Source organism: Candidatus Magasanikbacteria bacterium RIFOXYB2_FULL_38_10 (assembly GCA_001783145.1).
Classification (GTDB): domain Bacteria; phylum Patescibacteriota; class Patescibacteriia; order Magasanikbacterales; family UBA10003; genus GWC2-40-17.
Genome location: MFQT01000017.1, coordinates 54,170 through 80,539, shown reverse-complemented (window position 1 = coordinate 80,539; position 26,370 = coordinate 54,170). Strand labels below are relative to the sequence as shown.

26 protein-coding genes and 1 pseudogene are annotated in these 26,370 nt (G+C 35.3%); 3 read left to right on the top strand and 24 right to left on the bottom strand.

What is annotated here, in order from left to right; all coding sequences use genetic code 11:
* The first annotated feature begins 48 nt into the window (after window positions 1-48).
* Genes A2294_00675 through A2294_00665 form a run of 3 tightly spaced genes read left to right on the top strand, consistent with a single transcriptional unit; the run spans window position 49 to window position 4,064 of the window.
* A complete protein-coding gene (locus tag A2294_00675; GenBank protein OGH85245.1) occupies window positions 49-1,332 on the top strand; it encodes a hypothetical protein in 1,284 nt (427 codons plus the stop codon).
* Window positions 1,333-1,353: 21 nt separating this feature from the next.
* Window positions 1,354-2,871: a glutamate--tRNA ligase gene (locus A2294_00670; GenBank protein ID OGH85244.1), complete on the top strand. Its 1,518-nt coding sequence runs from the start codon at window positions 1,354-1,356 to the stop codon at window positions 2,869-2,871.
* Window positions 2,872-2,873: 2 nt separating this feature from the next.
* Window positions 2,874-4,064: a hypothetical protein gene (locus A2294_00665; GenBank protein ID OGH85243.1), complete on the top strand. Its 1,191-nt coding sequence runs from the start codon at window positions 2,874-2,876 to the stop codon at window positions 4,062-4,064.
* Between the two features lie 146 nt (window positions 4,065-4,210).
* Here A2294_00665 and A2294_00660 read toward each other — a convergent pair whose 3' ends face one another.
* The 24 genes and pseudogenes from A2294_00660 to A2294_00545 form a co-directional block, all read right to left on the bottom strand.
* Window positions 4,211-5,098: a hypothetical protein gene (locus A2294_00660; protein ID OGH85242.1), complete on the bottom strand. Its 888-nt coding sequence runs from the start codon at window positions 5,096-5,098 to the stop codon at window positions 4,211-4,213.
* Window positions 5,099-5,111: 13 nt separating this feature from the next.
* Entirely contained in the window at window positions 5,112-6,395 is a 1,284-nt protein-coding gene (locus A2294_00655; GenBank protein OGH85241.1) for a serine--tRNA ligase, read from the bottom strand.
* Entirely contained in the window at window positions 6,373-6,798 is a 426-nt protein-coding gene (locus tag A2294_00650; protein OGH85240.1) for a hypothetical protein, read from the bottom strand. The genes A2294_00655 and A2294_00650 overlap by 23 nt, the downstream gene beginning before the upstream one ends.
* 1 nt (window position 6,799) lies before the next feature.
* Complete coding sequence (locus A2294_00645; GenBank protein OGH85239.1) at window positions 6,800-8,293, bottom strand: lysine--tRNA ligase; 1,494 nt, start codon at window positions 8,291-8,293, stop codon at window positions 6,800-6,802.
* A gap of 154 nt (window positions 8,294-8,447) precedes the next feature.
* Window positions 8,448-8,915, bottom strand: a complete 468-nt coding sequence (locus A2294_00640) for a transcription elongation factor GreA (GenBank protein ID OGH85238.1) — start codon at window positions 8,913-8,915, stop codon at window positions 8,448-8,450.
* Between the two features lie 154 nt (window positions 8,916-9,069).
* On the bottom strand, window positions 9,070-11,109 hold the full coding sequence (locus A2294_00635) for a penicillin-binding protein 2 (GenBank protein ID OGH85237.1): 2,040 nt from the start codon (window positions 11,107-11,109) through the stop codon (window positions 9,070-9,072).
* Window positions 11,109-11,633 (bottom strand): hypothetical protein, encoded by a 525-nt coding sequence (locus A2294_00630; GenBank protein OGH85236.1) that lies wholly within the window; start codon window positions 11,631-11,633, stop codon window positions 11,109-11,111. The genes A2294_00635 and A2294_00630 overlap by 1 nt, the downstream gene beginning before the upstream one ends.
* A gap of 4 nt (window positions 11,634-11,637) precedes the next feature.
* Window positions 11,638-12,426 (bottom strand): rod shape-determining protein MreC, encoded by a 789-nt coding sequence (locus A2294_00625; GenBank protein ID OGH85235.1) that lies wholly within the window; start codon window positions 12,424-12,426, stop codon window positions 11,638-11,640.
* A gap of 22 nt (window positions 12,427-12,448) precedes the next feature.
* Window positions 12,449-13,489, bottom strand: a complete 1,041-nt coding sequence (locus A2294_00620) for a rod shape-determining protein (protein OGH85234.1) — start codon at window positions 13,487-13,489, stop codon at window positions 12,449-12,451.
* A gap of 3 nt (window positions 13,490-13,492) precedes the next feature.
* Complete coding sequence (locus A2294_00615) at window positions 13,493-13,879, bottom strand: hypothetical protein (protein OGH85233.1); 387 nt, start codon at window positions 13,877-13,879, stop codon at window positions 13,493-13,495.
* A gap of 57 nt (window positions 13,880-13,936) precedes the next feature.
* Complete coding sequence (locus A2294_00610; GenBank protein ID OGH85232.1) at window positions 13,937-16,897, bottom strand: hypothetical protein; 2,961 nt, start codon at window positions 16,895-16,897, stop codon at window positions 13,937-13,939.
* A pseudogene (locus tag A2294_00605) lies at window positions 16,873-17,564 on the bottom strand (hypothetical protein). Before A2294_00605 ends, A2294_00610 begins: the two are co-directional and overlap by 25 nt.
* Before the next feature lie 72 nt (window positions 17,565-17,636).
* Window positions 17,637-18,023 (bottom strand): hypothetical protein, encoded by a 387-nt coding sequence (locus tag A2294_00600; GenBank protein ID OGH85231.1) that lies wholly within the window; start codon window positions 18,021-18,023, stop codon window positions 17,637-17,639.
* A 63-nt stretch (window positions 18,024-18,086) separates the two neighbouring features.
* A complete protein-coding gene (locus tag A2294_00595; protein OGH85230.1) occupies window positions 18,087-18,542 on the bottom strand; it encodes an ATP synthase F1 subunit epsilon in 456 nt (151 codons plus the stop codon).
* Window positions 18,543-18,547: 5 nt separating this feature from the next.
* Entirely contained in the window at window positions 18,548-19,924 is a 1,377-nt protein-coding gene (locus A2294_00590; GenBank protein ID OGH85229.1) for a F0F1 ATP synthase subunit beta, read from the bottom strand.
* A 38-nt stretch (window positions 19,925-19,962) separates the two neighbouring features.
* Window positions 19,963-20,916, bottom strand: coding sequence for an ATP synthase F1 subunit gamma (locus A2294_00585; GenBank protein ID OGH85228.1), 954 nt, complete (start codon window positions 20,914-20,916; stop codon window positions 19,963-19,965).
* Window positions 20,917-20,918: 2 nt separating this feature from the next.
* Window positions 20,919-22,406 carry a F0F1 ATP synthase subunit alpha gene (locus A2294_00580; protein ID OGH85227.1) on the bottom strand — a complete coding sequence of 496 codons (1,488 nt, stop codon included), beginning with the start codon at window positions 22,404-22,406 and terminating at the stop codon, window positions 20,919-20,921.
* 13 nt (window positions 22,407-22,419) lie between these two features.
* On the bottom strand, window positions 22,420-22,806 hold the full coding sequence (locus tag A2294_00575) for an ATP synthase F1 subunit delta (protein OGH85226.1): 387 nt from the start codon (window positions 22,804-22,806) through the stop codon (window positions 22,420-22,422).
* Window positions 22,807-22,823: 17 nt separating this feature from the next.
* A complete protein-coding gene (locus A2294_00570; protein ID OGH85225.1) occupies window positions 22,824-23,399 on the bottom strand; it encodes an ATP synthase F0 subunit B in 576 nt (191 codons plus the stop codon).
* A gap of 132 nt (window positions 23,400-23,531) precedes the next feature.
* The gene (locus tag A2294_00565; GenBank protein ID OGH85224.1) at window positions 23,532-23,753 is read right to left on the bottom strand and encodes a hypothetical protein; all 222 of its coding nucleotides are present in this window, start codon (window positions 23,751-23,753) and stop codon (window positions 23,532-23,534) included.
* Window positions 23,754-23,845: 92 nt separating this feature from the next.
* Window positions 23,846-24,622 carry an ATP synthase F0 subunit A gene (locus A2294_00560; GenBank protein OGH85223.1) on the bottom strand — a complete coding sequence of 259 codons (777 nt, stop codon included), beginning with the start codon at window positions 24,620-24,622 and terminating at the stop codon, window positions 23,846-23,848.
* A gap of 12 nt (window positions 24,623-24,634) precedes the next feature.
* Entirely contained in the window at window positions 24,635-24,892 is a 258-nt protein-coding gene (locus A2294_00555) for a hypothetical protein (GenBank protein OGH85222.1), read from the bottom strand.
* Window positions 24,893-24,976: 84 nt separating this feature from the next.
* Window positions 24,977-25,828: a hypothetical protein gene (locus A2294_00550; protein OGH85221.1), complete on the bottom strand. Its 852-nt coding sequence runs from the start codon at window positions 25,826-25,828 to the stop codon at window positions 24,977-24,979.
* 19 nt (window positions 25,829-25,847) lie between these two features.
* The gene (locus A2294_00545; protein ID OGH85220.1) at window positions 25,848-26,360 is read right to left on the bottom strand and encodes a hypothetical protein; all 513 of its coding nucleotides are present in this window, start codon (window positions 26,358-26,360) and stop codon (window positions 25,848-25,850) included.
* Window positions 26,361-26,370 lie beyond the last annotated feature (10 nt).

Below are 26,370 nucleotides of genomic sequence, written 5' to 3'. Positions count from 1 at the left end.
AATTATTTTTTTTGCCAAAAATTCAATTTTAAGTTATTATATGGTTATATGCGTACTCCTATTTTAGGTGTTCCTATAGACAACCTATCTAGAAACCAAATTTTAGTTAAAATTAAAGAATTTTTACAGAATAAGGGGCAAAACCTAATTACTACGCCCAATCCAGAAATACTGGTAGATAGTGAACAAGATTGGTTTTTTAAGGAAATTTTTTACCGTAGCAGTTTAAATATCGCTGATGGTTTTGGTTTAATTTTAGCTTCTTTATTTCTTTATGGTAAAAAAATTTCTCGGTTTCCCGGAAGTGACCTGATGTTGGGCATCTGCAAGATTGCTCAAATGGAAAATAAGAGTATTTATCTTTTAGGGGCAAGTAAAAAAGTAGTGGAAGAAACTGCTAAAAAATTAGTTAAATTATATCCTCACCTTAGAATTGCAGGAGCTAATCCCGGATTAAAAATTGAATTCTCTCAAAATGATAAAAATAAAAGAATTTGGCATAATGAGTTTTTAACCGGTTTGTCGTTTAATAGAAAAGAAAATCAAAAAATAATAAACGACATTAATCAAGTTAAACCCGATCTTTTATTTGTAGCTTTTGGCCACCTTAAACAAGAAAAGTGGTTGGTTTCTTTTTTGTCGCAAATGCCAAGTGTTAAAATAGCTGTGGGGGTGGGAGGAGCTTTTGATTATATCTCCGGAGTGGCCTTAAGAGCGCCTAAATTAGCCCGTGTTATCGGTTTAGAATGGTTATGGCGTTTGTTTACTAATCCTAGGTATCGAACACAAAGAGTGTTCAAAGCTACTATTATATTTTTACGCTTAATTTGGGAATATAAAAAAATACTCAAAAAAAAATTTAGAAGGGGAGTAGCTGGCTTTATAGTCAATAACTCCGGTCAATTTTTTATTGCCAAAAGGACTCCGGAACATTTTGATTTCTATTCTTTATACACAGAACAATGGCAACCGCCTCAAGGCGGAGTTGAACCAGGCGAATCACTTGAAAGGGCGGTTATAAGAGAAATAGAAGAAGAAACTGGTTTTAAGACCTCTGTTTTGTGTGAAGCTAAAAAACCTTACTTTTACGAGCGGACAACCAATTCCGCTAAAAAAAGCAGGTTTAAAAAATATCGCGGCGTTGAAAAATATATTTTTTTACTTAAATATGACGGTGATGGGCTGGAAATAAATTTAGATAAGCAGGAATTATGTGATTATAAGTGGGTTAGTTTAGAAGAATTAAAAAGGATAATCCATCCTTTAAGACGCCGATCGCTAGAAATCTTGCTTGAAGATTGCTCTTGTAGGTTGCCGGCTCAAATTAAATAAGATATACTGGATTTAAGATTTATGTTTAAAAACAATAACAAAATAAGGGTTAGATTTGCCCCGAGCCCAACAGGATTTGTTCATATTGGCAGTTTAAGAACGGCTCTTTATAACTATCTTTTTGCCAAACAAAATAATGGCTCTTTTGTTTTACGTATAGAAGATACTGACAGGACACGTTTTGTAGAAGGGGCTTTAGAAAATATCCTTTCTGTTTTGGAAAAATTAAGTTTGAAATGGGATGAAGGACCTTTTTTGGAAAATGGAAAAATAATAGAAAGAGGGGACTGCTGTCCATATGTTCAATCAAAAAGACTGGAAATTTATAATAAATACGCCTCGGATTTGGTTAAAAAAGGCCACGCCTATTATTGTTTTTGTTCTACAGAACGCTTGGATGAAGTACGTCGCAAACAAGAATTAAACCATCAGCCCACCATGTATGATGGTTTGTGTCGTAACTTAGATAAAGAGACTGTGGCTAAAAATTTGGAACAAAATTTGCCTTATGTTATCAGGTTAGCCGTGCCAAGAAAAGGAACGACGAAATTTAATGATTTGGTACACGGTGAAATAGTATTTGAAAATAAATTAATTGATGATCAAGTTTTAATTAAATCCGACGGCTTTCCCACTTATCATCTGGCAGTTGTGGTAGATGACTATTTAATGAAAATAACCCATATCATACGCGGTGAAGAATGGTTGTCATCAACCCCTAAACATGTAATTCTGTTTGATTATTTAGGTTGGCCCAGGCCACAATTTATTCATTTGCCTTTAATCATGAGAAAGGATCCCGTCACCGGTAAAATTGTTAAGATGAGCAAACGCCAAGGCGACGTGGCGGTAGAAGATTATTTGAAAAATGGTTTTTTACCAGAAACACTGAATAATTTTGTGGCTATGCTCGGTTGGAACTCGGGAACAGAGCAAGAGGTTTTTAGTTTGGATGAATTAGTCAAATTTTTTGATATACATAAAATTCAAAAAGCTAGCGCTATTTTTGATTTGACTAAATTAGAATGGTTGAATAGTCAATACCTTAAAAAAATGACCGTTGATAATCTAATTGACCAATGTTTACCCTATTTAATTGAAAGTAATTTAGTTGTTCAAAATTTATCAATAGAAGAAAAAGAAAAAATCGCCAAAATTGTAACTATTACTCAAGAAAGATTAAAAAAAGTCTCTGAAATAACAGAGGCGACTTATTTTTTCTTTAAACAGCCCAACTTTAATCCGCAAATAATGATTTGGAAAAAAAGTGATAAAAAAATTACCGAGGAAAGATTGAGTGAACTAATAAACTTTTTTAAAGTTTATTCTGGGGAATGGACTGTGCGGGGGATAGAAGAGGCTGTTTTGAAAAAAATTGACAACAAAAAGTGGGACATCGGAACAACTCTTTGGCCTTTACGCGTGTCCCTTTCTGGATTGGAAAAATCGCCAGGCCCCTTTGATCTTTTATGGGTCTTAGGCAAAGAAGAGTCCTTAAGACGCATTAAAGAATCTTTAGAAAAATTGATTAATATCTAATTATGAAAAAGACCCTGCTTGTTATGGTCTTTTTACTCTTCATATTTTGGCCCATAAATAGGGCCTTATCTTCAGTTACTGATGACATTAGTGAACAGATTAAAGAAAAACAGGACTCAATTAAAACTTTGCAAGATAAAATAAACGTTTATCAAAAAGACATAGAATCTAAACAAAAGGAAGCTGTCAATCTTAGTAATCAATTGGCTATTTTAAAAAGTAAAATTAGCAAGGCAGGGCTGGACATAAGATTAACAGAAACGCAAATTGAATCTTTAGATTTAGAGATTAATTCTTTGGGACAAAATATCACCGAAAAAAAGGAAAAAATTGAGAAACAAAAGCACTATATCCAAAATCTTTTACGTCAAATCAACATCAACGATCAAAGGGATTATTTAAATGTTATTTTATCCCGCCCCTCATTTTCAGAATATTTTAATCAATTAAAATATTTAGAGGATATTAATAGTCAAATAACCCAGGTCTTAAAAATAATAAAAACCGAAAAAAAAGATTTAGAAGATAAACAAAATTTTACCGAAGCCAAAAAGCAACAAGTTCAAAAATTAAATAAGCAACTTTTAGACCATAATGCTTCACTTAATAATCAAAAAGAGGCTAATAGTTATCTACTTAATCAGACAAAACTCTCAGAAAGTAAGTTTAAGTCTCTTTTGGCACAATTAAAGCGAGAACAGAGCTCTTTTGACCAAGAGATCATTAATTTGCAAAACAAATTAAAAAAAGAACTGAATAAAGACAGTAAACTAGATACCAACCCGTCCGTACTTTCTTGGCCGGCAGATCCGGTTAAAGGCATATCTACTTATTTTAGAGATTCCACTTATCCCTTTAAATACCTTTTTGAACATACCGGTATTGATTTACCAATTAAGACAGGAACTGCCTTAAGGGCGGCGGCTTCAGGTTATGTGGCGTGGGTAAGAAATAATAGCAAATCTTACGGCAATAATATAATGATTATTCATAATAACGGTATTGCCACCTTATATGGCCATTTATCACGCTTTAACGCCTCAGAAGGCTCCTATGTGGCTAGAGGTGACATAATTGGCTACAGCGGTGGCATGCCAGGCACTCCCGGGGCCGGTTTTTCTACCGGTCCACATTTACATTTTGAGGTTAGAGTTAACGGTTTACCCGTAGACCCAATGGATTATTTAAAATAAAATGTGGATTTTTATTATCAAAAGAAAGGGTTGGAGTTTACAGCTTGTCCATCTTATTTATTAATACAGTGTCGCATAAGGTATATTGTGCGACACTACTTAAACTCAATAAACTAGTCCTCTACAGCCTTCCCTATACCAATTCATTATTGATAATAGGACCTATTTTCATACCTAACATCTATATATTTTATGCTTTTTCTTTCTTTTTTGATTTTTTCCTGCAATAAAAGATTTAAAACTTGCACTTGTTTTTGCCAATCATTTTGACGATCTAAAATTATCTTCCACCCTTCATCAGTTTGTACATTAATAACCCTTTCATTGATCCCGTCTACTAAAAAATGGCTGATGTTGACATTATTTACTTTATCAATATTTTTATTTAAGAAATAAATAAATTCAATTGTCGCTTGGGAAATTATTTGATTATTTAAAGAAAAATTAGGAGGATTTTTTTCAAAAATAATAACCGGTAGAGTTAGGTTATCGGATTTATTCGCCTCTGTTATTATTTTACCTTCGGAATCTAAAGAAAAAAAATTAGCAATGGTGGAAGATGCATTTATTAAATTACTTTGTAAAATAAGCTTGGGGGATTTTTCACTAATTTTAATTTGTAAGGATCGCTGACTTTTACTATTTACATCTAAATTTTCCAAAACTATTTTATTTTTGATTTCCTCTTTAATTTTATTTAAATCAACTAAAAATATATTGTGGCCGTTAAAAAATAAAAATCTTTTCTTAGACATCACTTTTTCCGCTAAATTTTTTACAAATTCTTCGGAAATAGTTTGGGCTCCGTCTATCTCTATTTTATTAATCAAAAAATAGGGATGTATTAAAAAAATAATCACAATCCCCAATAAACTTAGGACACCTAAGGCAAGTTTTAGACGTGGGGCCCTGGTCCGACGCGGCATTCTATCTTTAAGAAAATAAGGATTTTTAAATTTTTTAATTAAAAAATCCCTTTTCTTAAATTTATTATGTAAAAGCCGGGATTTTTTATAACTATGACGGCTTAGCATATTTATTTTGATACTAAATTTTTTCAAACCCTACATACTTGCGAAGTGCCTCCGGAACAATTATTATCCCGTCTTCTTGCTGATAATTTTCCATTATAGCAATTAAAGTGCGCCCAACAGCATAAGCTGTAGCATCATTCATATGAACCAGGTTGGTAGTACCATCAATCTTCTTATATTTGGTTTTTAAACGGCGAGACTGATAATCTGTCATTAAATCGGAGGTGTGCGTTTCACGGTATTTATTTTGACCGGGCATCCAGGTTTCTAAATCAATCTGTCGAGCATCCGGGCCTCCCATATCCCCTGTGCAAATTTGCACTATTCTGTAGGGTAAATTTAGTGTATTCATTAACTCTTCTTGAATGGCAACAAAAAAATTCTGTTCTTCAGTTGATTTTTCCGGCAAGGAAAAGGATTCCATCTCTATTTTATCAAATTGATGTACTCGCAAAATACCCTTAGTGTCTTTGCCGTAAGATCCCGCCTCGCGACGAAAAGCTAAAGAAATCCCCACATAGCGGATTGGCAAAATTCGTTCATCAATTGTTTCGTCCATATGCAAAGGACCTAAGGTATGCTCGGCGCTACCTATTAAGAACAAATCATCGCTGGGAATATAATAACGCTCTTCTTTTGGTTCCAATCTTGCCATTTTATTAAAAATTTCTGGTTTAATAAAAACCGGTGGGATAATTGGTATAAAGGGAGTGTCAACAACACTTAAATTATTTTTTTCTATTATTTTTTTAAGATATTCTTTGTCAGTCAAAATGCTTAAAGCGTGATTAATTAAGGCAAACTGAAGCAGGGCTAGTTTTCCCTTTAAATAAGTAAAACGAGACCCGGCAATTTGTGCAGCTTTTTCATTATCTATTAAATCATGCTCTTTACCCAGTTCCCAATGTTCCTTTGGTTTAAAAGAAAACTTCGGTTTCTTTCCCACCTCTCTTAAAACTTTATTACCACTCTCATCAGGGCCAACCGGGGTTGATTCATGAACAAGATTAGGAATTTTTAATAAAATCTCTTCAACTTGCGGTTCCATCTCTTTAATTTGACTTTCTAAACTCTTAATTTTTTCACCCATCTTTTTCATTTCAAGAATTTCCACTTCATTGGGTTTAGTTTTTGATATTTTATTTTTTTCGTTTCTAAGGCTTTCCAATTCAATTTGAAATTCCCTTCTCCGGCTATCCAATTCAATCATTTTTTCTACATCCACATCTACTTTTTTATTTTTATTATTTTGTTTGACTAACTTTAAATTATCTCTAATAAATTTGATGTCTAACATATTTTTTTCTTAATAGTGATGATTTATAAAGATGGGGCTTAAAACTAGTTAATCGAACGACTTTTATTTTTAAACCTTTTTTTTTAATTTCCTCCTCTAATTCTTTAATAAAAAAAAATTGGTCATAACCTAAACAAATTACCTGTGGTTTAAAATTTAAGATTGGCTTAAAATAATTTTTTTTGTCCCCCAAAATAACTTTATCCGCCCAACCTGTCTTTTTTAAATTAGACAGTCTTTCTTTCTCAGGAAAAATGGGGTCATTTTTTTTTACCTTTTTGATTGTAGAATCTCTAGCCAAACAAACCAACAAAAAATCTCCGAATTTATGTGCTTGCTTAAAAAATTTCTCATGTCCTTTATGAAGGATATCAAAAGAACCAAAAACCATCACTTTTTGCATATTATTTATTTTCCGGTTTCAGCGTGGGAAATAAAATGATCTCTTTTAAATTGTGTGAATCACTTAATAAGGCGGACAACCTATCAATTCCCATGCCTAAACCCGCTGTAGGGGGCAAACCGTGCTTTAAAGCTGTGACAAAATCTTCATCGTAACGTTGTGCCTCTTCATCCCCTTTTTTTCTTAATTCTTCTTGTTCTCTTAATCTTTCTTCTTGATCCAAGGGATCATTTAATTCGGAAAAGCCATTACACAATTCAAAGCCACCCGCCACTAAAAGCTGCATTCTTTCCACATAAGCCGGACTTTTTTCTTGACGTTTTGCTAAAGGCGACAATTCTACCGGATGATCTGTCATAAACAACGGCTGAATAATTTTAGGTCTAACAAAATGTTTATAAATGTCATCTAACATTTTGCCGCGCCCATCTTTTTTATTCAATTCCAAGCCTTGTTTTTTGGACCAAACGTAGAGATCGGCGCTTTCTAAAAATTCCTCAATATCCATCTTGGCATATTCTATTAAAAGTTCCCGAAAAGTCTTTCTTGGATACGGCGGTGTCATATCTATCTCTTGTCCCTGATAAACAAACTTTAAGCCCATTCCTAATCTTGGTAAAAGATAAGAAAAAAACTTTTCCATCAGTTTCATTAAATCTTCATAAGTGGCATAAGCCCAATAAAATTCTATTTGAGTGAATTCTGGATTATGGCTATAATCTATACCCTCATTACGAAAACAACGGGCAATTTCAAAAACTTTTTCAAACCCCCCCACAATTAATCTTTTAAGATAAAGTTCTGGAGCAATACGCAAATATAAGTCGGTATTTAAGGCGTTATGGTGGGTAATGAAAGGTTTAGCCGTAGCGCCGCCATAAAGTGGTTGCAGGATCGGTGTTTCTACCTCTGCAAAACCTTCCATATCAAAGAAATCTCTAGTGCTCTTAACAATTTGAATTCTTTTTAGAGCTTTTTCTTTAACTTCGGGATTAGACAAAAGGTCTAGATATCTCTGTCTAAATCTTATTTCCACATCAGACAGACCATGAAATTTATCTGGTAAGGGTAAAAGACTTTTAGAAAGCAATTGCCAGCTTTTAACTAATAAGGTTTTTTCTCCCCTTTTGGTGATAAAACAAGAACCTTTGACAGCGACAAAATCTCCAACGTCAATTAAATTAGAAAAAAAATCATAGACATCATCACCTACTTCGTCTTTTTTAAAATATATTTGAATCTTATCAGTGTCATCGTTTAGATGGGCAAAAGTGGAACCGCCATGGCCTCGAATAGCTCTTAATCTACCGGCAACCTCAATAATTTCTTGACGCTCTGATAATCTTTCAAAATCTTCAACAACATTTTTAATTTTCTTTCTTTCAAGATCACCCCAAGAAGGAAAGGGATTTAAACCAAGCTTTTTAATCTCTTCTAATTTTTTTAATCTAACTCCTGTTTCTTCAATGATTGTTTTTTGCATTTCTTCAGACATATTATTATAATAATATCCGTTTTTTGTTTTAAATTTATCAAACGGCCTTTTAAAGATTATAGCCCATTTTAAGATAAAGATCAAGCAAATTAAAAGATTAAATATTTAAAATAAGCTCCCTATTTAATGGAGCTTATTTTAAATATTATTTTATTTAACTTATTTCTAAAATTTGATAACCGGTGGAACCGGTGGGAGTTTTTACTTCTACCCTATCCCCTCTTTTTTTGCCTAAAAAAGCCAAAGCCAAGGGTGACTCATTAGAAATTTTTCCACGTAAAGGGTCAGCTTCGTTAGAACCAACAATAGAATATTCTGATTCGCGCCCCTTGTCACTTTTAATCTTAACCGAGGAGCCAATGCTAACCATGTCCCGGCTGCTTTTTGGCACAATTTGTGCTCTCATAGTTATTGCTTCCAACTCTTGAATTCTACCTTGAGTAAAGGCAAAATCGTCTTTAGCTTCGTGATACTCTGCATTTTCTGAAAGATCACCCAATTCTTTAGCTTTTTCTATATGCTCAGACACTTCGTGAAGCTTATTTTTAAGGGAAGATATTTCAGATTTAATTTTTTCTAAACCCTCCGGAGTTAAATAAGTTAAATTGTCTTCATCAGCCATAGTATTTTTTAAAAATTAAGACCGTCCTCTTAGGGCCGGTTAATTTAAGTGAAAATATTATATAATTTTTTTCAATTTTTGTCAATATTTACACCAATAGTCTGTATTACAAATTAGTCACTTTGATTTTAGATTTTTAATAAATTAGCTAAATTTAGGGATTTTTATTAGCAAACCAAGTTAAGAATTGTCTGGCTATTGGTACGGCGATACTGCTCCCCTCCCCACCCTCTTCTACCAAAACAGTTAAAACCAATTCGGGTTTTTCGTAAGGCGCAAAACAAGTAAACCAGGCGTGATTTTCTTTGTTTTGGGACCATTGCGCCGTACCTGTTTTCCCTGCTACAGTTATAGGCAAATTTGCCAAAGATTGAGCGCTACCAGAAGTAACCGTTTGTCTCATACCCTCTCGAACCACTTTCAGGTATTCATCAGGAATTAGATTAGTAGCCAAAGTTTTAATTTCGATTTTATTAGTTTTTTTTGTAATATTATCTGAAAATTCTAAAACAAGATGAGGTTGAAAAATTTTTCCGCCATTAGCTATGGCCGCGGTTAGACTGGCAATTTGCAAAGGTGTCACTAACAAATCGCCCTGACCAATTGATAAATTATAAGTATCACCAATATACCACTGTTCTTTTTTTGTTTTAAGCTTCCACTCACGACTGGGAATGAATCCCATTGCCTCTCCCGGTAAATCTATTCCCAATTTTTCGCCAAACTTAAATTTTTGCAGGTAAGTAATAATTTTTTCTAGCCCTAGTCCAGAAAAATTTTGATAACCACCTCCAATATAGTAAAAAAATGTATTTACTGATTCCGCGATAGCTTTGCGCACCGAAGTTACGCCGTGTCCGCCAGCTTTCCAATCAGGAAAAAACCACTTATCTACCCTAATTCCTCCATCGCTTAAAAAACTGGTATTTTTATCAATTACTCTTTCATTTAATGCCGCAGCAGCATATAAAGGCTTAATGGTTGAGCCGGAAGGATAGAGTCCACTCCAAGCCCTGGGAAAAAGAGGATCGTTGTCGTCATTAATTAATTTTTCATAATCTTCATTACTAATTCCCGAGGCAAAGAAATTATTATTAAAAGATGGCCAATTGACTAGGGCCAAAATTTCTCCATTATGAGGATCCATTAGTATTGCAACCGCCTTCTGCTTTTGAGAAGCCTTGAGCTGCCCAGTTAAAAATTCTTCTAATTTTTTTTGATATTCAAGATTAATAGTTAACACTAAATTTTTTCCCACAACAGGAGGAAATACCTTGATAATATTTTTTTCTTTACCCAAGGCATCAACTTCAATGGCTTTTTCACCGTATTCTCCCCTTAAATCTTTTTCGTAAGTTTTTTCCAATCCCGTTTTACCAATATCATCCGTCAATAAATAATTTGGATTATTGTGTAATTCATCTTTATTAATTTTACCGGTGTAACCCAACAAATGCGATAGGGACAAAATAGAATTTTGATTTTTTTTATTTGATAAAAAATCTGAAGTTGAGGGGGAAATTTTAATTTCGGGGGAAAAAAGATAATGCCGATTATAAACCTGTTCAATACCCATACCCGGCACATCAGTTCCTTGCATAATTAGAGACAGCGCCTTATCATAATCCAAATTTTCCATCAAATTAATATACTGAAAAAAGGAAGAATTGGTATTTTGTAACTTCTCTTCTAATTTAAAATAATCTAAATTACTAATTTGTGAAATTTTATTTAAAGTTTCTTTCCTTTTATTCTGGTCCTTAGGTAAGTCTTGGGGCAATAAAATTAGATTAAAAGATGGAACATTACTTACCAAAGGAACTAAATTGCGGTCATAAATGATTCCTCTTTCAGCAATAATCGGCTCAAAACGCAAACGATTATTTTCGGCCAATTTTCTAAATTTATTTGCATTTAATATTTGTAAATAAAAAGAACGTAATAAAATACAAAACAAAATTAAAAATATGCCTAACAATGCCATTTTAATTCGTTTTTGACTAGTGGACTTTCCAATAAATTCAGAAAGGGTCGACGGGGCGCCTTTTTCTTCTTGGCGTGGTATCCAAGCATCTTCTACCCAGCGTTTTCTGCTTATCTCTTCAATATTTTCATCCAAAATTTTACCCTCTTGAATTAAAAAGGGGTTGTGATCTCTAGAACGCCTCAATTTCCAAAATAAAAACTTTTTCATTATTTAATAATCACAAATGATTTTACTAATCTTTCAAATTTGGAATTAAAAAGATTAATTATTAAAATTAATGGTGTATTTACCAAGGCCCCCGTCCAAGCAGTTTGCAAATGATTTAAAAAAGAATAATTTATAGCTAAACCAAATTTAAGATTAAGTAAAAAACTAAAAAAAGAAATTAAAAAGTTAAAGACAAAAAAAACAAAGATGCTTAAAAGACCCAGGGCAATATTGGTTTTGTTAGTCACAAAATGCTCTGCTATCCAAAAAAATAAAATAAAGGTTGTTAAAAGGCAAAAAGTGAAAATTCCGAAAATTTGAGCGAACATTTCACTTAATAATCCGGCGGAAAGAATCAAAAAAAAATTAGTGGAGCTTCTTTTGTTAAAAAAACTATTAAGAATTAAAATTATAAAAACGATATTTATAAAAGAAAAAGGCGTTGGCAAAAAAACAATTAAACCAATTTGTAAAATAAAAGCTAAAAAAATTATTAAAAAGGATAACAAAAAACGCCAAAACATAGACCTAATCCAATAAAACGTAAATTATGTTTAACTTATTTAAGTCAACTGCCGGCTTAACAATAGCACTTTGAAAAGGCTGGTAAAGTTCTTTTTGAACAGACTCGATTTGTCCTATTAACATCCCTTTTTTAATACCAGAATCTAAATTAGAAGTAACCACTTTATCTCCAGGCTTTATATTTTCAGTAAGAGGAATCATGGTTAACAATAACCGTAAATTATGTTCACCGGACATAATTCCAGAAGCCTGATCCGGATTAAGGATGGAAACAGCAATCTTGCTCTCATTATCAGTAATTATTCTTATTTGAGAATTTTTTTCTTCCACTTTAATTATTTTGCCAATTAATATGCCTTCTTCTGCTAAAACTCCCAAACCTTCTTTTAAACCATCTTTTAAGCCTTTATCAATTAAAAGAACATTGTTGATTGGGTCGGGAGCCTTGCCAATAACATTAGCCATGACAAAATTATTTTCTTTTTTTAAAAAATTGAGCGAGGACCTTAAAATTTTATTTTCATCTTGTATTTGCGCCAATTCTCCTTGTTTTATTGATAGAGAGGAAATTTTTTCTAAACATTTTTTATTTTCTTCAAAAAGATTACGGTAACTAACCCAACGCGCAAAATAATTTTTAATATCATTATTAAAAGTATAAACTCCCCGACTACCCTTCCCCAAAATAGTCTGCAAGGCTGTTTCCACAGTGACAAACCAACCTTGATAATGAAAAAAAATAACTATAAAAAAAAATAAAAAAGAAATTAAAATAACTTTTTTTTGAAACATAAAACCTGAACTTTAGCAAAAATTAGTTATCTGTTGACGAGGGCAAGGCCACGTTATTAAGCAATTCCGGGCGTTCAATTAAAAGCGCAGTGCCTCTAACTACACAAGTCAAAGGATCTTCGGCAATTCTAACCGGAATATTGGTAGCATCCTCTATTGCCTTATCCAACCCTCTAAGTAAAGCTCCACCGCCCGTTAAGACAATGCCACGTTCATGAATATCAGATATTAATTCTGGAGGGGTCGTTTCCAAAACTGATTTAATACTATCAACTATGGTCCAGACAGACCTTTGTATCGCTTCCCTTACCTCATTATCGGAAATAATGTTTTCTCTGGGCAGTCCCGTCATCAAATCTCTTCCGCGAATAGTATACTCAAAAGATTCCTCCAGCTCTTTGGCTGAACCAATTTTAACTTTTAATTCCTCAGCGTGAGTTTCACCAATCAAAAGGTTAAATTTTTCCTTAGCATAATGGATGATGTTCTTATTTAGTTCATCCCCGGCTATTTTAACAGATTTGGCAGTAACAATCCCGCTTAAAGAAATTACAGCGATTTCCGTTGTACCTCCGCCAATATCCACAACCATACTAGCCACCGCCTCTTCAACCGGTAGTTTAGCCCCAATGGCTGCCGCCATGGGTTCTTCCACAATAACAGCTCTTTTTCCCCCAGCTCCCAAAACTGCGTCTTCTACGGCTTTACGTTCTACTTCTGTGATTTCTAACGGCACGCCAATAACTACGGAAGGACGTGGAGAGAAAAAAGCACTGGTGCTAATTTTATTAATAAAATATTTAATCATTTTTTCCGTCACTTCAAAATCAGAAATAATTCCACCAGTTAAAGGCCTGGTCACCGTAATATAAGGAGGGGTTTTACCCAACATCATCTTAGCTTCTTGACCTACGGCTAAAATTTGTTCGGTACGCAAATTAATAGCAATTACCGAGGGTTCATTTATGACAATGCCTTTATCCGGAGTATAAACAAGTGTATTGGCAGTACCCAAATCAATGCCAATGTTTCTATTAAATTTTTTAATAATTTTTCCAAACATATTTTACATCAGTCGGCCTTTTCCGGTTAAAAATGACATTTCAAAAAATAACAAAGCTAAAACTAAAATACTTAAATTCCACCAATTCAAAAGATGAAAACTCTGAAAAAATAAAGCAATGGTTAAGAGTAATGCAAAAAATAAACTGTGCCTAAAAGCACGTGCTACTATTTTAAAATATGGCTCTTTATTTTTTAAAAAATAAACCCTAACAAGAAAACCCAAAATGGAGATAGTTCCGGCCAAAGAAAGGAAAAGACTTAAATAAAAGATACTTAAGCTCAAAAAACTTGCCTCAAAGGGATTAACATTAAGCACAACTAAAAACCAAGCAGCCCAACAAAGCAGGGTGGCAATAATCATGATAAAAGTATAATAACGCAAGGTCATATCCTTAGTATCTTAACGTTAATTAGCTAAAAAATCAAGGGTCTTTTTTTAGCTAATTTAAGCTCTTAAATCCGCGTGCTGACAGATACTTTTATAATCACAGTGAGCACAATTAAAAGGCGAGGGTTTAGCTGAAAATTGTGAATTTTTAATTTCTTCAATTTCTTTCACTATTTTAGATTCTATTTTGACTAAATCATCTCCTTTTCCGATAAAAGAAATTTTGGAATTATTATTTAAGTAATAAAAACTTAAAATAGAGGGTTTTTCTCTTAAAAATTGAGCGGTGGCTATTTGATAAATCAACAATTGCTCTTTAGCTTCCAAATCCAGTTGTTCATTTTTTGGAGGTTCCCCTGTTTTGTAATCAATAATCTCTACGGTCCCATCGGGCAAAGGATCTATTCTGTCTATTTGCCCTCTTAATTTATACTCACCAAATTTAATATGAAACCCCACCTCTAAAAGCTTAGGAACCTTCCATTCTGTTGTCTCATAAAATTTTCTTAAAATGTTCTTGCCTTTAGCAAAATATTCCTCTTTTTGGTGTTTATCTAAATACCAATCATCAATCCAAGCTTTTTCATACCAATCCAACAATTCCTGTTCGCCGGGTATTTTTAAAGATCCCTTATTTTTAGGAGCCGGAGTTTCAAATAAGTTACCCTGACTAACAGAATTCCTCTCTATCATAGCATTATAGAATTTCTGCAGAGTTAAATGCATAGTTTTGCCAAAACTAAAACTGGCATTGCCTTTAACAGGAATTTGCAAAATATGAGCAAAACGATATTGAAATGGACAGGTACTGAAAGTCTTTAATTGAGTAAAACTAAAATGCGTCGGTGCATATTCTTTTAAAGACGAGGAATACGCCGATTTTTTTTCTGTGTCAGGAATTATCTCTGCTTCTTTTTCTTTTCTAATTTCTATTACACCTAATTCTTGCAAAAATCTAGAGGGCTTGCGTTCGCGGCCGCTTAAACCATAATTTTCTGCCCAAGTTAAAAATAAACCTTTTTTAGCGCGCGTTAAGCCAACATAAAAAAGGCGGCGTTCTTCTTGCAGATGGCTATCTCCTTCAGGCAAAATTTCCTTAACTAATTTTTCCGGCAACTCAATAGGATCGGCACGATTAACAGAAGGAAAACGCATTTCTACCAAATTAACCAGAAAAACATATTTAAACTCCAAACCTTTAGCAGAGTGGGCTGTCATTATTTTAACCGCTTCCGGCCCGGCCATAAGTTCTTGGGAAAGAGCGCCCTCATCGCCGGATTCCATCACATAATTAAAATAATCTAAAAAATGTTTAACTAATTTTTCCGCATGCCCCCCTTCAAAACTTTCCACCAAATTATAAAATTGTTTTAAATAAATAATTTGCTTGGCCGCCGTTAAGTCCCCCGCGCTACTTTGTGCTACCAAATTTTTTAAATAACCGGATTCATTTAAAAAGGCATAAATTACCATTGTCACGTTGGCCGTTTTGGCAAATTGAGTGTGTTTTTCTACCAAAGATAAAAAGGAATCAATTTTTTTAATACCTTCTTCAGCCACCCCTAAAGAACGCGCGTTTTTTAAAGTTTCAAAAATAGACCACGTTTTCTTTTTGGCTTGATGGTTGATTTTTATAATATCCTTAGCTTCAATGTTTAAAAAAGAAGAATTTAAAATTCTAAACACGGCCGGATTTTCATGATAATTGTCCAAAAGCTTAAGATAAGCAACAATATCCAAAACCAAGTCTTGACGAAATAAACCAGAAGAGGCCAAAAACTGAAAAGGTATTCCGCATCGATCTAAAGCGACCAAAAATAAATCAGCGGCGCTATTGGAGCGGGCCAAAATTGCAAAATCATTCCAACTGACATTTTCACCTTTTTCTTCAGCTTCCAACTTGATTTTTAAAATTTTTTCCGCCACTTTTTTGGCTTCGGATTCCCCTGTTTTAGTGGAGATAATCTCTACTATTCCCACTTCATCTTTTTGAGCCACTAATTTTTTATTAATTTTTAATTTCTCCTCCAAACGATCGGGGTTATTTTTAACGATTAAATTGTAAGCGTAGTCCAAAATTTTCTGCGCACTGCGATAATTATTTACCAAAGTTATAAGATCTGCCTGAGGAAAATCTTTTTTAAAATGCAAAATATTGGAAATGGAAGCGCCGCGAAATTTATAAATAGACTGGTCATCATCACCAACTACCGTTAAATTATTAGCGGGTTCAGCTAATAATTTAATCAGCTCATATTGCGCCAAATTGGTGTCTTGAAATTCATCCACTAAAATATATTTAAACTTTTTTCTATAAGCATCTAACAACTGGGGACGTTTTTTAAACAATTGCAAAGTATAAAAAATCAAATCACCAAAATCTAAACTATTGTTATCTAATAATAGTTGGTTATAGGTGTGATAGGCACCCGCAATTTCTTGCAAGCGTTTTTTTTCACTCCCTGCGGCTGAATCTTTACCAGATAAAACAACATCGGAATCCAAAATTAAATTGTCAGCATAATCCAAGTAATCCGTTGGAGAGATCATTTCATCTTTACAACGAGAAAAATGTTTTAACAAAGCGTGGATAAATTTAGAAGGGTTGCCCAAAGGGCGGTAATAATCCAAATCAAATTTACTTAAATTTTCGCGCACCAAAAGCCAAACCTCGGTTTGGGTTAAAAGCTTAAAATCACCAGGGAGTCCAATATCCAAGCCGTGTTGTTTTAAAATTCTTTCGGCAAAAGAATGAAAAGTGTGCACCCACAAATCTAAATAACCATAAGGTAAAAGGCTATCAATCCTTTCTTCTAATTCTCCGGCGGCTTTATCAGTAAAAGTTAGAGCCAAAATTTCATCGGTTTTGGCCAGCCCGGAATCTATTAAATAAGCTAGCCTTTTGGTAATAACCGAAGTCTTCCCCGTACCTGCTCCGGCAACAATCAAAAGCGGGCCATTGCCATGAGTGACGGCTTCTTTTTGAGCGGAATTTAGTTGTGATAAATCAAGGGACATATTAACGGCCGTTTTTTTCTTTACCCCACCTAACAATTAAAGCATGGAATTCGTTGTATAATTTAACTCGGGGCCACTTTTTTAATTTATTGTATAGTTTATTTTCAAAAAATGCGCGATATTCATCATAATCTTTAAACTGTATTCCCATTTTTGCGCAAAATCTTTTGGTATAAGTATCTATAACAAAAATCGGTTTCCCCCCGGCATAAAGTAAAATGGAATCAGCTGTCTCCCGCCCAATCCCCCATAAAGACAAAAGTTCTCCGCGCATTTTTAAAACATCCTCACTTTTAAAAAAGTTTCCTAAACTACCCCCGTATTTTTTCTCTAGCCATTTGGTAAAAATTTTTATCTTTTTAGCTTTTTGACGAAAATACCCTGATGATTTCAAACATTTTTCCAATTTTGCCTGAGGACATTTTAAAATTGCCGGTAAATTTAAAAAATGTTCTTTTTTAAGGCAGTCCAAGGCTTTCTCCACATTACTCCAAGAGGTGTTTTGCGTCAAAATTGCTCCCAGAGCAATTTCTAGAAGCACATCTTTTTTTGAACCACTAATTGGCCACCAATATTGCGGACCATGGGTTTTTAACAAACGGGAAAAATTAAGATCAGAAGCTGTGGGATTGAGAGTGAAAATTTTAGACTGTTTGGTGTTGACCATAAAATCATTATATGCTAAGCCTACACTTCCTTACAACCAAAACATCCCCCGTTAACCGGAGGGATTTTTTATTTACTCTACTTCTTCTATTGCAATTTGTCCCAAGGGGTTTATTTTTGCCAAATCAATTTTAACTTTTAAATCTGGAAATTTGGCCAAGATTTTTTCCTTAGCCAATCGCATATCACCCAAATGCTGATTATATTCCGCTTCGCTTGATTCAAAGGCATCGCGGCCGCCATAAGCTCCGCAATCAGTATGATTCATTAAAATAACCTCTGAGATGTGGTGCAAACTGGTGGAAATTTCTATCTGTCTTAAAATAACATCGGTTTCTGCGGGATTTTTAGGACTCACTAAACCCTTGGCTGCACCGGCCAACGAAACAATATCGCAATCATTCAACAAATGCTTTTCTACAAGCCAATTTTTGATCGCTTCGCCAAAACGAAAATCCATGCAATGAATTATTAAGGCCTTGCAATGATGTGACATAATAAATAATTTTATTTAAATCCTTAATTATTCGTCGTCAGTTTTTATAAACTCCCCCGGCGTACGATGCGCCTTATGACGGCGCGCCACTTTAACACGAGCCATTTCTCTTTCAATTTTGGAGGTCAAAGCCGCATATTCAACGTCATTGACGTGTTTTTGTTTCATCAACTCTTCTGCTTTTTGTCTGGCCTTTTTGGCTCTATCTATGTCAATATGTTCTGCTCTTTCGGCCGTGTCTGCCAAAACCACCACTTTAAAATTGGGTTGGACCTCTATAAAACCTCCGGAAACTGCTAAAAATTCAGTTTCTTCCCCTCTTTTTATACGAGCCTCACCGGCAATCAAGGCGGAAACTAAAGGAATATGGCCTGGTAAAATAGTAATTTCACCCGTGCTAGTAGGCAAAGAAATAGCGTCAATGTCACTGGCTTTATAAGCTACACCTTCAGGAGTTGTAATTTGTAAATCTATTTTTTGCATAAAAGTTATGCTTCTTTGGTCACTTCTTCAATAGATCCTTTCATATAAAAAGCTTGTTCTGGCTTATCATCATGCTTGCCATCTAAGATTTCACGGAAGCCACGAACCGTATCAGCCACTTTTACATATCGGCCTTCGCGACCGGTAAATTGCTCAGCCACAAAGTTTGGTTGGGATAAAAATTTCTGTATTTTGCGAGCACGCGCCACGGTCAATTTATCATCATCAGATAATTCTTCCATACCCAAAATAGCAATTATATCTTGCAAATCCTTATATTTTTGCAAAACCTGCTGCACTTCGCGAGCCGTTCGATAATGCTCTTCACCAACAATATTTGGATCCAAAATAGTGGATGAGGAATCCAATGGATCCACAGCTGGATAAATGCCCAATTCTGACAAAGAACGACTCAAGACTACAGTGGAATCCAAGTGAGCAAAGGTTGTGGCGGGAGCTGGGTCAGTCAAATCATCGGCCGGCACGTAAACGGCCTGTACGGAGGTGATAGAACCCTTATTAGTTGAAGTAATTCTTTCCTGTAAGGCACCCATCTCAGTAGCCAAGGTTGGCTGATAACCCACAGCCGATGGCATACGACCAAGAAGAGCCGAGACCTCGGAACCTGCTTGAGTAAAACGGAAAATATTATCTACGAAAAGAAGTAAGTCGCGACCCTCTTCATCACGAAAGTACTCAGCCATAGCCAGGGCTGTTAACGCCACACGAGCGCGGGCTCCTGGAGGTTCATTCATTTGACCAAAAACCAAAGCGGTTTTTGAGAGCACGCCAGAATCTTTCATTTCTTTATACAAATCATTACCTTCACGAGTACGTTCACCTACACCGGCAAACATAGAATAACCACCATGTTCAGCCGCAATGTTACGGATAAGCTCTTGAATAACCACTGTTTTACCTACGCCAGCACCACCAAACAAACCAACCTTGCCACCCTTTAAAAATGGGCAGAATAAATCAATTACTTTAATACCGGTTTCCAAAACTTCGGATTTAGTGGACTGATCTTTGAAACTCGGTGCGGGACGATGAATAGGGTAGGTCTTTTTAGCTTTAGAATCACCCTTGCCATCAATTACCTGCCCAGTGACATTAAACATGCGCCCCAGTGTCTCTGGGCCAACTGGAACGGAAATTGGCGCGCCGGTGTCAATTACCTCTGCGCCTCTTTCCAGGCCATCGGTAGTGCTCATGGCCACTGTACGCACCATACCCGCACCTAAGTGCTGTTGTACCTCCAAAATTAATGTTTTACCATCGGGCATTTTAGTCTCTAAAGCAGTATAAATTTCTGGCATTTGGTCAGGAAAATAGACATCTGCCACCACACCGATAATTTGAGAAATAGTACCTTTGTTCATAAATAAATTTTTAAATTTTATTTTTTTAATATTTTATATTATCCAAGCGCCGCCGCGCCACCACTAATTTCGGCAATTTCCTGAGTAATACCGGCTTGACGGGCTTTATTAAAAGCTAAACTCAAATCTTTAATCATATCTTCGGCGGCATCGGAAGCATTGCGCATAGCCATCATACGGGCACTTTGTTCCGAAGCGGAAGATTCCAAAACTGCCTGATAAATTTGTGTCTCCACTAAGCGCGGCAGGATAACTGACAAGATTTCATCGCGATCCGGTTCAAACAAATATTCATTCAATTCCATTTCCGGTTTTGTGGAACCAGCCGGTAAATTTTTACCCAAATCAGTAATCATTTTTTCCAAATCAAATTCAGAAATTGGCAAAACCTGACGCAATTTGGCAATTTGAGTAATAGCTGATTTAAAATCTGTATAGGCTACCACCACCTTATCATACTTTTTTTCCTTGTAAGCATCAATGATCATCTGACTCACCGGCAAGACATCATTCAAGCACGGTGTATCGGGCAGATCAGTAAAAGCGGCAATTAAATTTTTATCTAAGCGCCTGATAAATTCCGATCCTTTCTTGCCAATTCCCAAAATGTCAACATTAATTTCTGTGCTTGGCTCAGCATTCACTTCTTTAATACGTTGTTTGGCAAGATTACTGGGATTCAACAACTGTTCAGCTGTTTTTTTAATAATGTTACTATTGAAACTTCCGCAAAAACCTTTATTGGAAGTAATTAAAATGATTAAGATATTTTTAACCGGACGCACTTCTAACAAAGGCAAGCTGACTTTTTGCGTCTTTGATAAATTTACAAGCAAATTCCAAGCCAATGCAGCATAAGCGCGGGTTTTAACAGCCGCGTCCACGGCTTTTCTCATCTTGGCTGCCGACACCATTTCCATGGCTTTGGTAATCTTTTTGGTATTGCCCACGGATTTAATGCGGCGTTTAATTGCTTTAGTGTTGACTGCCATAATTACTTGATAAATTCTTCACAGGCTTCTTTTAATTCTTTCTCAACCATTTCATCCCAATCCCCTTTTGCCAGCTTCTCCAGCAATGCGCGTTTGGAACGATTTACAAAATCAATAAACTTCTTTTCTTGCTCGGCCACTTCTTTCACAGTAAATTTATTAAAATAACCATTACTTACCGCATAAATGACAGCCACCTGATTGACTACCGGCATCGGGCTATATTGAGGTTGTTTTAATAATTCGGTCATTCTCTGTCCCAAATCAATTTGCTTTTTGGTTTCCGGATCCAAATCAGAGGCAAATTGGGCAAAGGCTTCCAACTCACGAAATTGAGCCATAGCCAATTTTAATTTACCGGCCACTTTTTTCATAGACTTAATCTGTGCAGCAGCGCCCACGCGAGAAACAGAAATACCCACATTCAAGGCAGGGCGAATACCTTTGTAAAATTGATCAGTTTCCAAAAAGATCTGGCCATCAGTAATGGAAATTACATTTGTGGGGATGTAAGCAGTTACATCACCGGCTTGAGTTTCAATAATTGGCAGAGCAGTAATAGAACCACCACCATTTTCTTTGTTTAATTTGCAAGCGCGTTCCAAAAGGCGTGAGTGTAAATAAAAAACATCACCTGGATAAGCTTCGCGTCCTGGTGGGCGGCGGAGCAAGAGTGAAATTTCACGATAAGCCCAAGCTTGTTTAGTTAAATCATCATAAACCACCAAAACATCTTCACCTTGGTCAGCAAAATATTCGGCCATGGCCACGCCAGCATAAGGAGCAATATATGACATTGAAGCTGGGTCTGAAGCACCGGCCACGACAATGGTGGTATATTCCATAGCGCCAGTTTCTTGCAATTTAGCAAAAATACGCGCGACTTTGGATTCTTTTTGCCCGACTGCCACATATATACATTTCATGTTCTGGCCTTTTTGATTGATAATGGTATCCACAGCAATAGCAGTCTTGCCAGTCTGGCGGTCGCCGATAATCAATTCACGTTGTCCGCGGCCAATTGGAATCATGGCGTCAATAGCTTTGATACCAGTTTGCACTGGTTGATGCACACCTTGGCGAGTCATTACGCCCGGAGCAATTTTTTCTACTGGATAAAATTGTTTGGTCTTGATTTCGCCTTTACCATCAATTGCCTGCCCCAAAGCATTTACTACTCTGCCAACCATTTCCGGTCCAACCGGTACAGACAAAATACGGCCAGTGCGTTTTACTGTGTCGCCTTCTTTAATCTTTTTAAAATCACCCAAAATCATGGCGCCGACAGTTTCTTCTTCCAAGTTCAAAGCCACACCGAATACTTCACCCGGAAACTCTAACATTTCCTGATATTGACACTTGGTCAAGCCAGACATACGGGCAATGCCATCGCCGACTTCAATTACTGTGCCAATTTCTTCCACTTGCACAGTTTTTTCAAATTCAGCAATGTGTTTTTTTAGTTCGTTTACTATAGTATTGGTAGACATAATTCAAATTTAATTACAATTTTTGTTTTAAAATATTTAATTGTGTTTTTAATGAAGCGTCTAAAATTTTATCTTCGGTTTTTACTTTCATGCCACCTAAAAGCGCTTCATCAACATTTTCTACTGACTCAGTATGTTCGCCAAAGATTTTTTTAATGTGATTCAAAGTAGTTTCAGATAATTTTCGTGCTGAAGTAATTTCTATTTCCACTACACCCGCTTGCTTTTTAGCATATTTTTCAAATTCCACAATAATCCGCGCGCCTTGTTTTAATTTGTGATATTTTACCAGCAACAAAACAAACTGCTTAATCGTTTCACGCAATCGTTCACCTTTTAAACCCTCTGTAATTTCACACAAGGCACTGGCAAATTGTTTGTTACTAATTTTTTTCTTCATAAATAAATCACTGCTGACTATTTTTTCAAATCTTTTAAGGCGCTTTCAACTAATTCTTTGTCTTTTTTATCGTTTAATTTTTCCTCTAAAATTTTCTCCACTGCCGCTACAACCAATTCAGCTGTTTCTGCTTTAAGACTAAGTAACATTTCTTCCTGTTCGATTTTTATATTGCGTTTAGCTTGCTCAACTAATCCTTCTATTTCTTTTTTAGATTTAATTTTTATTTCTCCAACCAAATTATCAGCTTCAATTCCGGCTTTTTCAATGATTTTATTAGCTTCTCCTCTAGCTTCATCCAATTTAGCACTAAATTCAGCCTGGCTTTGCGCCATATTTTCATCAATTTTTTTGGCCTTATTCAAACTTTCATCAATAATTTTTCGGCGCTCTTCTAATTGTTTGACTAAAGGTTTCAAGATCAAAAACCAGATAACCACAGCCACAATAACAAAATTAAGCAACTGAAAGGCGAATAATTGGCCATTCAAACCCAAAGAAGCGGCCACGCTTTCTTGACCTGAATTTGAAGTTTGTTCTAGCGTTGTGGCTTCTTCTTCTGAAGATGCCCAAGCGATATCAATAAAATTCATAATTTTTTTTAAAATATAGTGGATTATATTTGCTCATTCGCTCGGAAAAACAAAATTTTGTTTTTCTCTCACTCATTTCACAAATAATTCCATTTAGTTAGACCAATTTTATAACTGATCTAACTTCTTGAATTATTTCAAGGTGAAAACAACCACCAAAGCGTAAATGGCAATAGCTTCCGCAAAAGCGGCGCCAAGTAACATCGGAACAAATATTTTACCAGATGCTTCTGGGTTACGACCAATAGCTTCCATGGCTTTGGCCACCAATTTACCAATACCCAAGGCCGGAGCAATTGTACCGATACCCATGGTAAAGGCTTTAGCTAAGGCTACGACTGATTCGTGATCCATATTTTTTGACCTTTCTTAGTAATTTCCACGAGGGGGAAAAATTTTAGCCTCGCAAAGATCACTATAAATTATTTATTAATTAATTAGTTTATTTAGTGCTCTTCTTCCCCGTGTGGCGCAGTGGTCATAACTGTTAAATACACCAAGGTCAACATGGTAAAAACCGCGGCCTGAATTAAACCAACCAATAATTCCAATAACATAAACGGAGTTGGCATTATAGCTGCAAATAAAGCGGAGATGACGGAAATTAAAACTTCTCCGGCAAAAATATTACCAAAAAGACGCAAGGAAAGTGAAAGAACCTTGGCAATTTCACTGATAATTTCTATAACACCCACTACCATTTCTACCAAAGCGGCAAAAATTGCCACCGGACCGTGCTTTAAGCTTTTAATTAAACCCTTGATTTGAATAAATTTGTTTAGATGGGTAAAAACACCAACAGTAAATAAACCAAAAAGATGTGATAGAACCACTGCCGAAAGAGCCATAGCTACGGTTAAATTTAAATCGGTATTGGCTGGACGAAGTAGCATAGTATGACCCCAAGTAATACTGCCGGTACCGGGCAATAACCCCAGCCAATTAGAGAGCAAAATAAAAAAGAAGACAGAACCGGCAATAGGCAAAAAGCGTCTTGTCTTTTTTCTGTCTCCCGTCACTTGATCAAAATAATCTAAAATAACCTCCAAGAAATATTCGCAGATATTTTGTAATTTTCCCGGTCGTAATGATATTTTTCGGCGTAATGTCAGACCTAAAATCAAAAAAATTATAATCGCCAGCCAAACATTTATCATGGTGTTAGTAATGGAAATGTTTCCGAGATGGAATAAAATATCTGGTGGTAATTCCGGGATATGCATAACTAATTTGATTTATTTCATTTTTTGATATTCACCACCGTAAAGTTTGGCTTTTTTATAAACAATACTTATGGTGATTAAAAATGCCACAATTAGACAAAAGATGGTAAAGAGAGCGGAGCGACCATATTTTTCATCCAAATATCTTCCTAAAATTGCCCCCAAAACCGCCGGCAGGGCGATAGCGATTCCAAAATCGCCAACAATACGCAAAGCAAATAAATAGTATGCGCGATCGCTGGATTTTTTTTTGGGCGGTTGAATTATCATAAAACTAAGATGGCGGTATTTTACTAAAAAAAACTATTTAAGTCAAGTATTTTTTTAACTTAAATTGTGAATAAATTTTTATTTTTAGACTTTAAACAAATTACGAGTATTTTGGAATGTTGCCTCCGCCGCCTCCTTAAAAGAAATTCCTTTAATTTCAGCTATTTTTTCAATCACAAATTTAACATAGATTGGTTCATTGCGTTTGCCTCGATACGGCGGGGGCGTTAAATAGGGCGAGTCTGTCTCCGCTAAAATTTTATCTAAAGGTGTATTTTTAACAACTTCCAAAAGATCTAAACTTGGCTGAGGGTTGGTTTTTTTAGGTGGAAAATTAATAACCCCGGTAAACCCCAGATAAAAGCCCAAATCTAAATAAGCTTTGGCTTCTAACCAATTGCCGGTAAAGCAGTGCACTACTCCCCTATTTTTTAATCCACCTTTATTAATAATTTCTTGTACCAATTTAATTTGATCAGCATGAGCGTCGCGGCAATGAATAATTATTGGCAAATTTAATTCATCGGCCAAGCGGCAATGTTCAATAAAATTTTTTGCCTGAAGATTGCGCAATTCGTCTTGAGTGGTATTTTTGGGTTGATGAAAATATTCCAAACCCACTTCGCCAACAGCCACCACTTTTTTATTTTGGCCCAATTTAAAATATTCAGCAAAATAAAAAATTTCTTGACGGCTAGTAAAACTTATCTCTTCTTCATCTATCTCTTGTTCAGTTAAGTGGACAGGATGCAAGCCAATCGCCGCCCAAACTCCTGTATCATAATTATTAGCGAACTCCACAGCTCTTTCACTGGTGCTTTTTTGTGAACCAACCACTAACATCCAAACATCTTCCGCTAAAGTGCGCTTGATTATTTCATCGGTTTCTCCTTTATAAGCATTAAATTGAACATGACAATGAGAATCAAAAATCATATTGATTAAATTTTCTTTGTTACAAAATACTCTGAATTTGTTTTAAAGCCGCCGGCAACAGCGGCCAAAGAATGCTGGAAATTTTAATAAGCGATGTAGCTACATTGGATCCCGCTAAAGAAGCGGACAGCCATTCGCTAAAAGGAAATTTGCTGATAAAAAATAAAAATAACCCTAAAGACAAAACTCCCTCGGCTAATCCTAAAATTCCCCCTAACAATCTATTGATAGTACTTAAAAACGGAATAATCTTTATTACATTAAATATCTTTTCAATGAGCCAAAAAACAAAACCCACCAAACGATTGGCAATAAAGAAAAGTAAAATAAAAACTATGAATTTAACCAAATTGGAATTGCCACCGGTCATTGACCATACCCAACTGGCAATAGGCTCGTAAAAATGACTGCTTAAAAAAGCACCCACAAAAGTTCCTATCAAGGCACCTAAGGTATGAATAAAACCAAACCACAAACCAAACAAGGTAAACCCGCCCAAAATTATTAGTAGAATAATATCTAAGTGGGACATATAAATTTAT

Bases quoted from the DNA above. Each gene is read 5' to 3' on its own strand.
- A2294_00675 (OGH85245.1), top strand. From the start codon at position 49: ATGCGTACTCCTATTTTAGGTGTTCCTATAGACAACCTATCTAGAAAC.
- A2294_00670 (OGH85244.1), top strand. From the start codon at position 1,354: ATGTTTAAAAACAATAACAAAATAAGGGTTAGATTTGCCCCGAGCCCA.
- A2294_00665 (OGH85243.1), top strand. From the start codon at position 2,874: ATGAAAAAGACCCTGCTTGTTATGGTCTTTTTACTCTTCATATTTTGG.
- A2294_00660 (OGH85242.1), bottom strand. From the start codon at position 5,098: ATGCTAAGCCGTCATAGTTATAAAAAATCCCGGCTTTTACATAATAAA.
- A2294_00655 (OGH85241.1), bottom strand. From the start codon at position 6,395: ATGTTAGACATCAAATTTATTAGAGATAATTTAAAGTTAGTCAAACAA.
- A2294_00650 (OGH85240.1), bottom strand. From the start codon at position 6,798: ATGCAAAAAGTGATGGTTTTTGGTTCTTTTGATATCCTTCATAAAGGA.
- A2294_00645 (OGH85239.1), bottom strand. From the start codon at position 8,293: ATGTCTGAAGAAATGCAAAAAACAATCATTGAAGAAACAGGAGTTAGA.
- A2294_00640 (OGH85238.1), bottom strand. From the start codon at position 8,915: ATGGCTGATGAAGACAATTTAACTTATTTAACTCCGGAGGGTTTAGAA.
- A2294_00635 (OGH85237.1), bottom strand. From the start codon at position 11,109: ATGAAAAAGTTTTTATTTTGGAAATTGAGGCGTTCTAGAGATCACAAC.
- A2294_00630 (OGH85236.1), bottom strand. From the start codon at position 11,633: ATGTTTTGGCGTTTTTTGTTATCCTTTTTAATAATTTTTTTAGCTTTT.
- A2294_00625 (OGH85235.1), bottom strand. From the start codon at position 12,426: ATGTTTCAAAAAAAAGTTATTTTAATTTCTTTTTTATTTTTTTTTATA.
- A2294_00620 (OGH85234.1), bottom strand. From the start codon at position 13,489: ATGTTTGGAAAAATTATTAAAAAATTTAATAGAAACATTGGCATTGAT.
- A2294_00615 (OGH85233.1), bottom strand. From the start codon at position 13,879: ATGACCTTGCGTTATTATACTTTTATCATGATTATTGCCACCCTGCTT.
- A2294_00610 (OGH85232.1), bottom strand. From the start codon at position 16,897: ATGTCCCTTGATTTATCACAACTAAATTCCGCTCAAAAAGAAGCCGTC.
- A2294_00600 (OGH85231.1), bottom strand. From the start codon at position 18,023: ATGGATTTTCGTTTTGGCGAAGCGATCAAAAATTGGCTTGTAGAAAAG.
- A2294_00595 (OGH85230.1), bottom strand. From the start codon at position 18,542: ATGCAAAAAATAGATTTACAAATTACAACTCCTGAAGGTGTAGCTTAT.
- A2294_00590 (OGH85229.1), bottom strand. From the start codon at position 19,924: ATGAACAAAGGTACTATTTCTCAAATTATCGGTGTGGTGGCAGATGTC.
- A2294_00585 (OGH85228.1), bottom strand. From the start codon at position 20,916: ATGGCAGTCAACACTAAAGCAATTAAACGCCGCATTAAATCCGTGGGC.
- A2294_00580 (OGH85227.1), bottom strand. From the start codon at position 22,406: ATGTCTACCAATACTATAGTAAACGAACTAAAAAAACACATTGCTGAA.
- A2294_00575 (OGH85226.1), bottom strand. From the start codon at position 22,806: ATGAAGAAAAAAATTAGTAACAAACAATTTGCCAGTGCCTTGTGTGAA.
- A2294_00570 (OGH85225.1), bottom strand. From the start codon at position 23,399: ATGAATTTTATTGATATCGCTTGGGCATCTTCAGAAGAAGAAGCCACA.
- A2294_00565 (OGH85224.1), bottom strand. From the start codon at position 23,753: ATGGATCACGAATCAGTCGTAGCCTTAGCTAAAGCCTTTACCATGGGT.
- A2294_00560 (OGH85223.1), bottom strand. From the start codon at position 24,622: ATGCATATCCCGGAATTACCACCAGATATTTTATTCCATCTCGGAAAC.
- A2294_00555 (OGH85222.1), bottom strand. From the start codon at position 24,892: ATGATAATTCAACCGCCCAAAAAAAAATCCAGCGATCGCGCATACTAT.
- A2294_00550 (OGH85221.1), bottom strand. From the start codon at position 25,828: ATGATTTTTGATTCTCATTGTCATGTTCAATTTAATGCTTATAAAGGA.
- A2294_00545 (OGH85220.1), bottom strand. From the start codon at position 26,360: ATGTCCCACTTAGATATTATTCTACTAATAATTTTGGGCGGGTTTACC.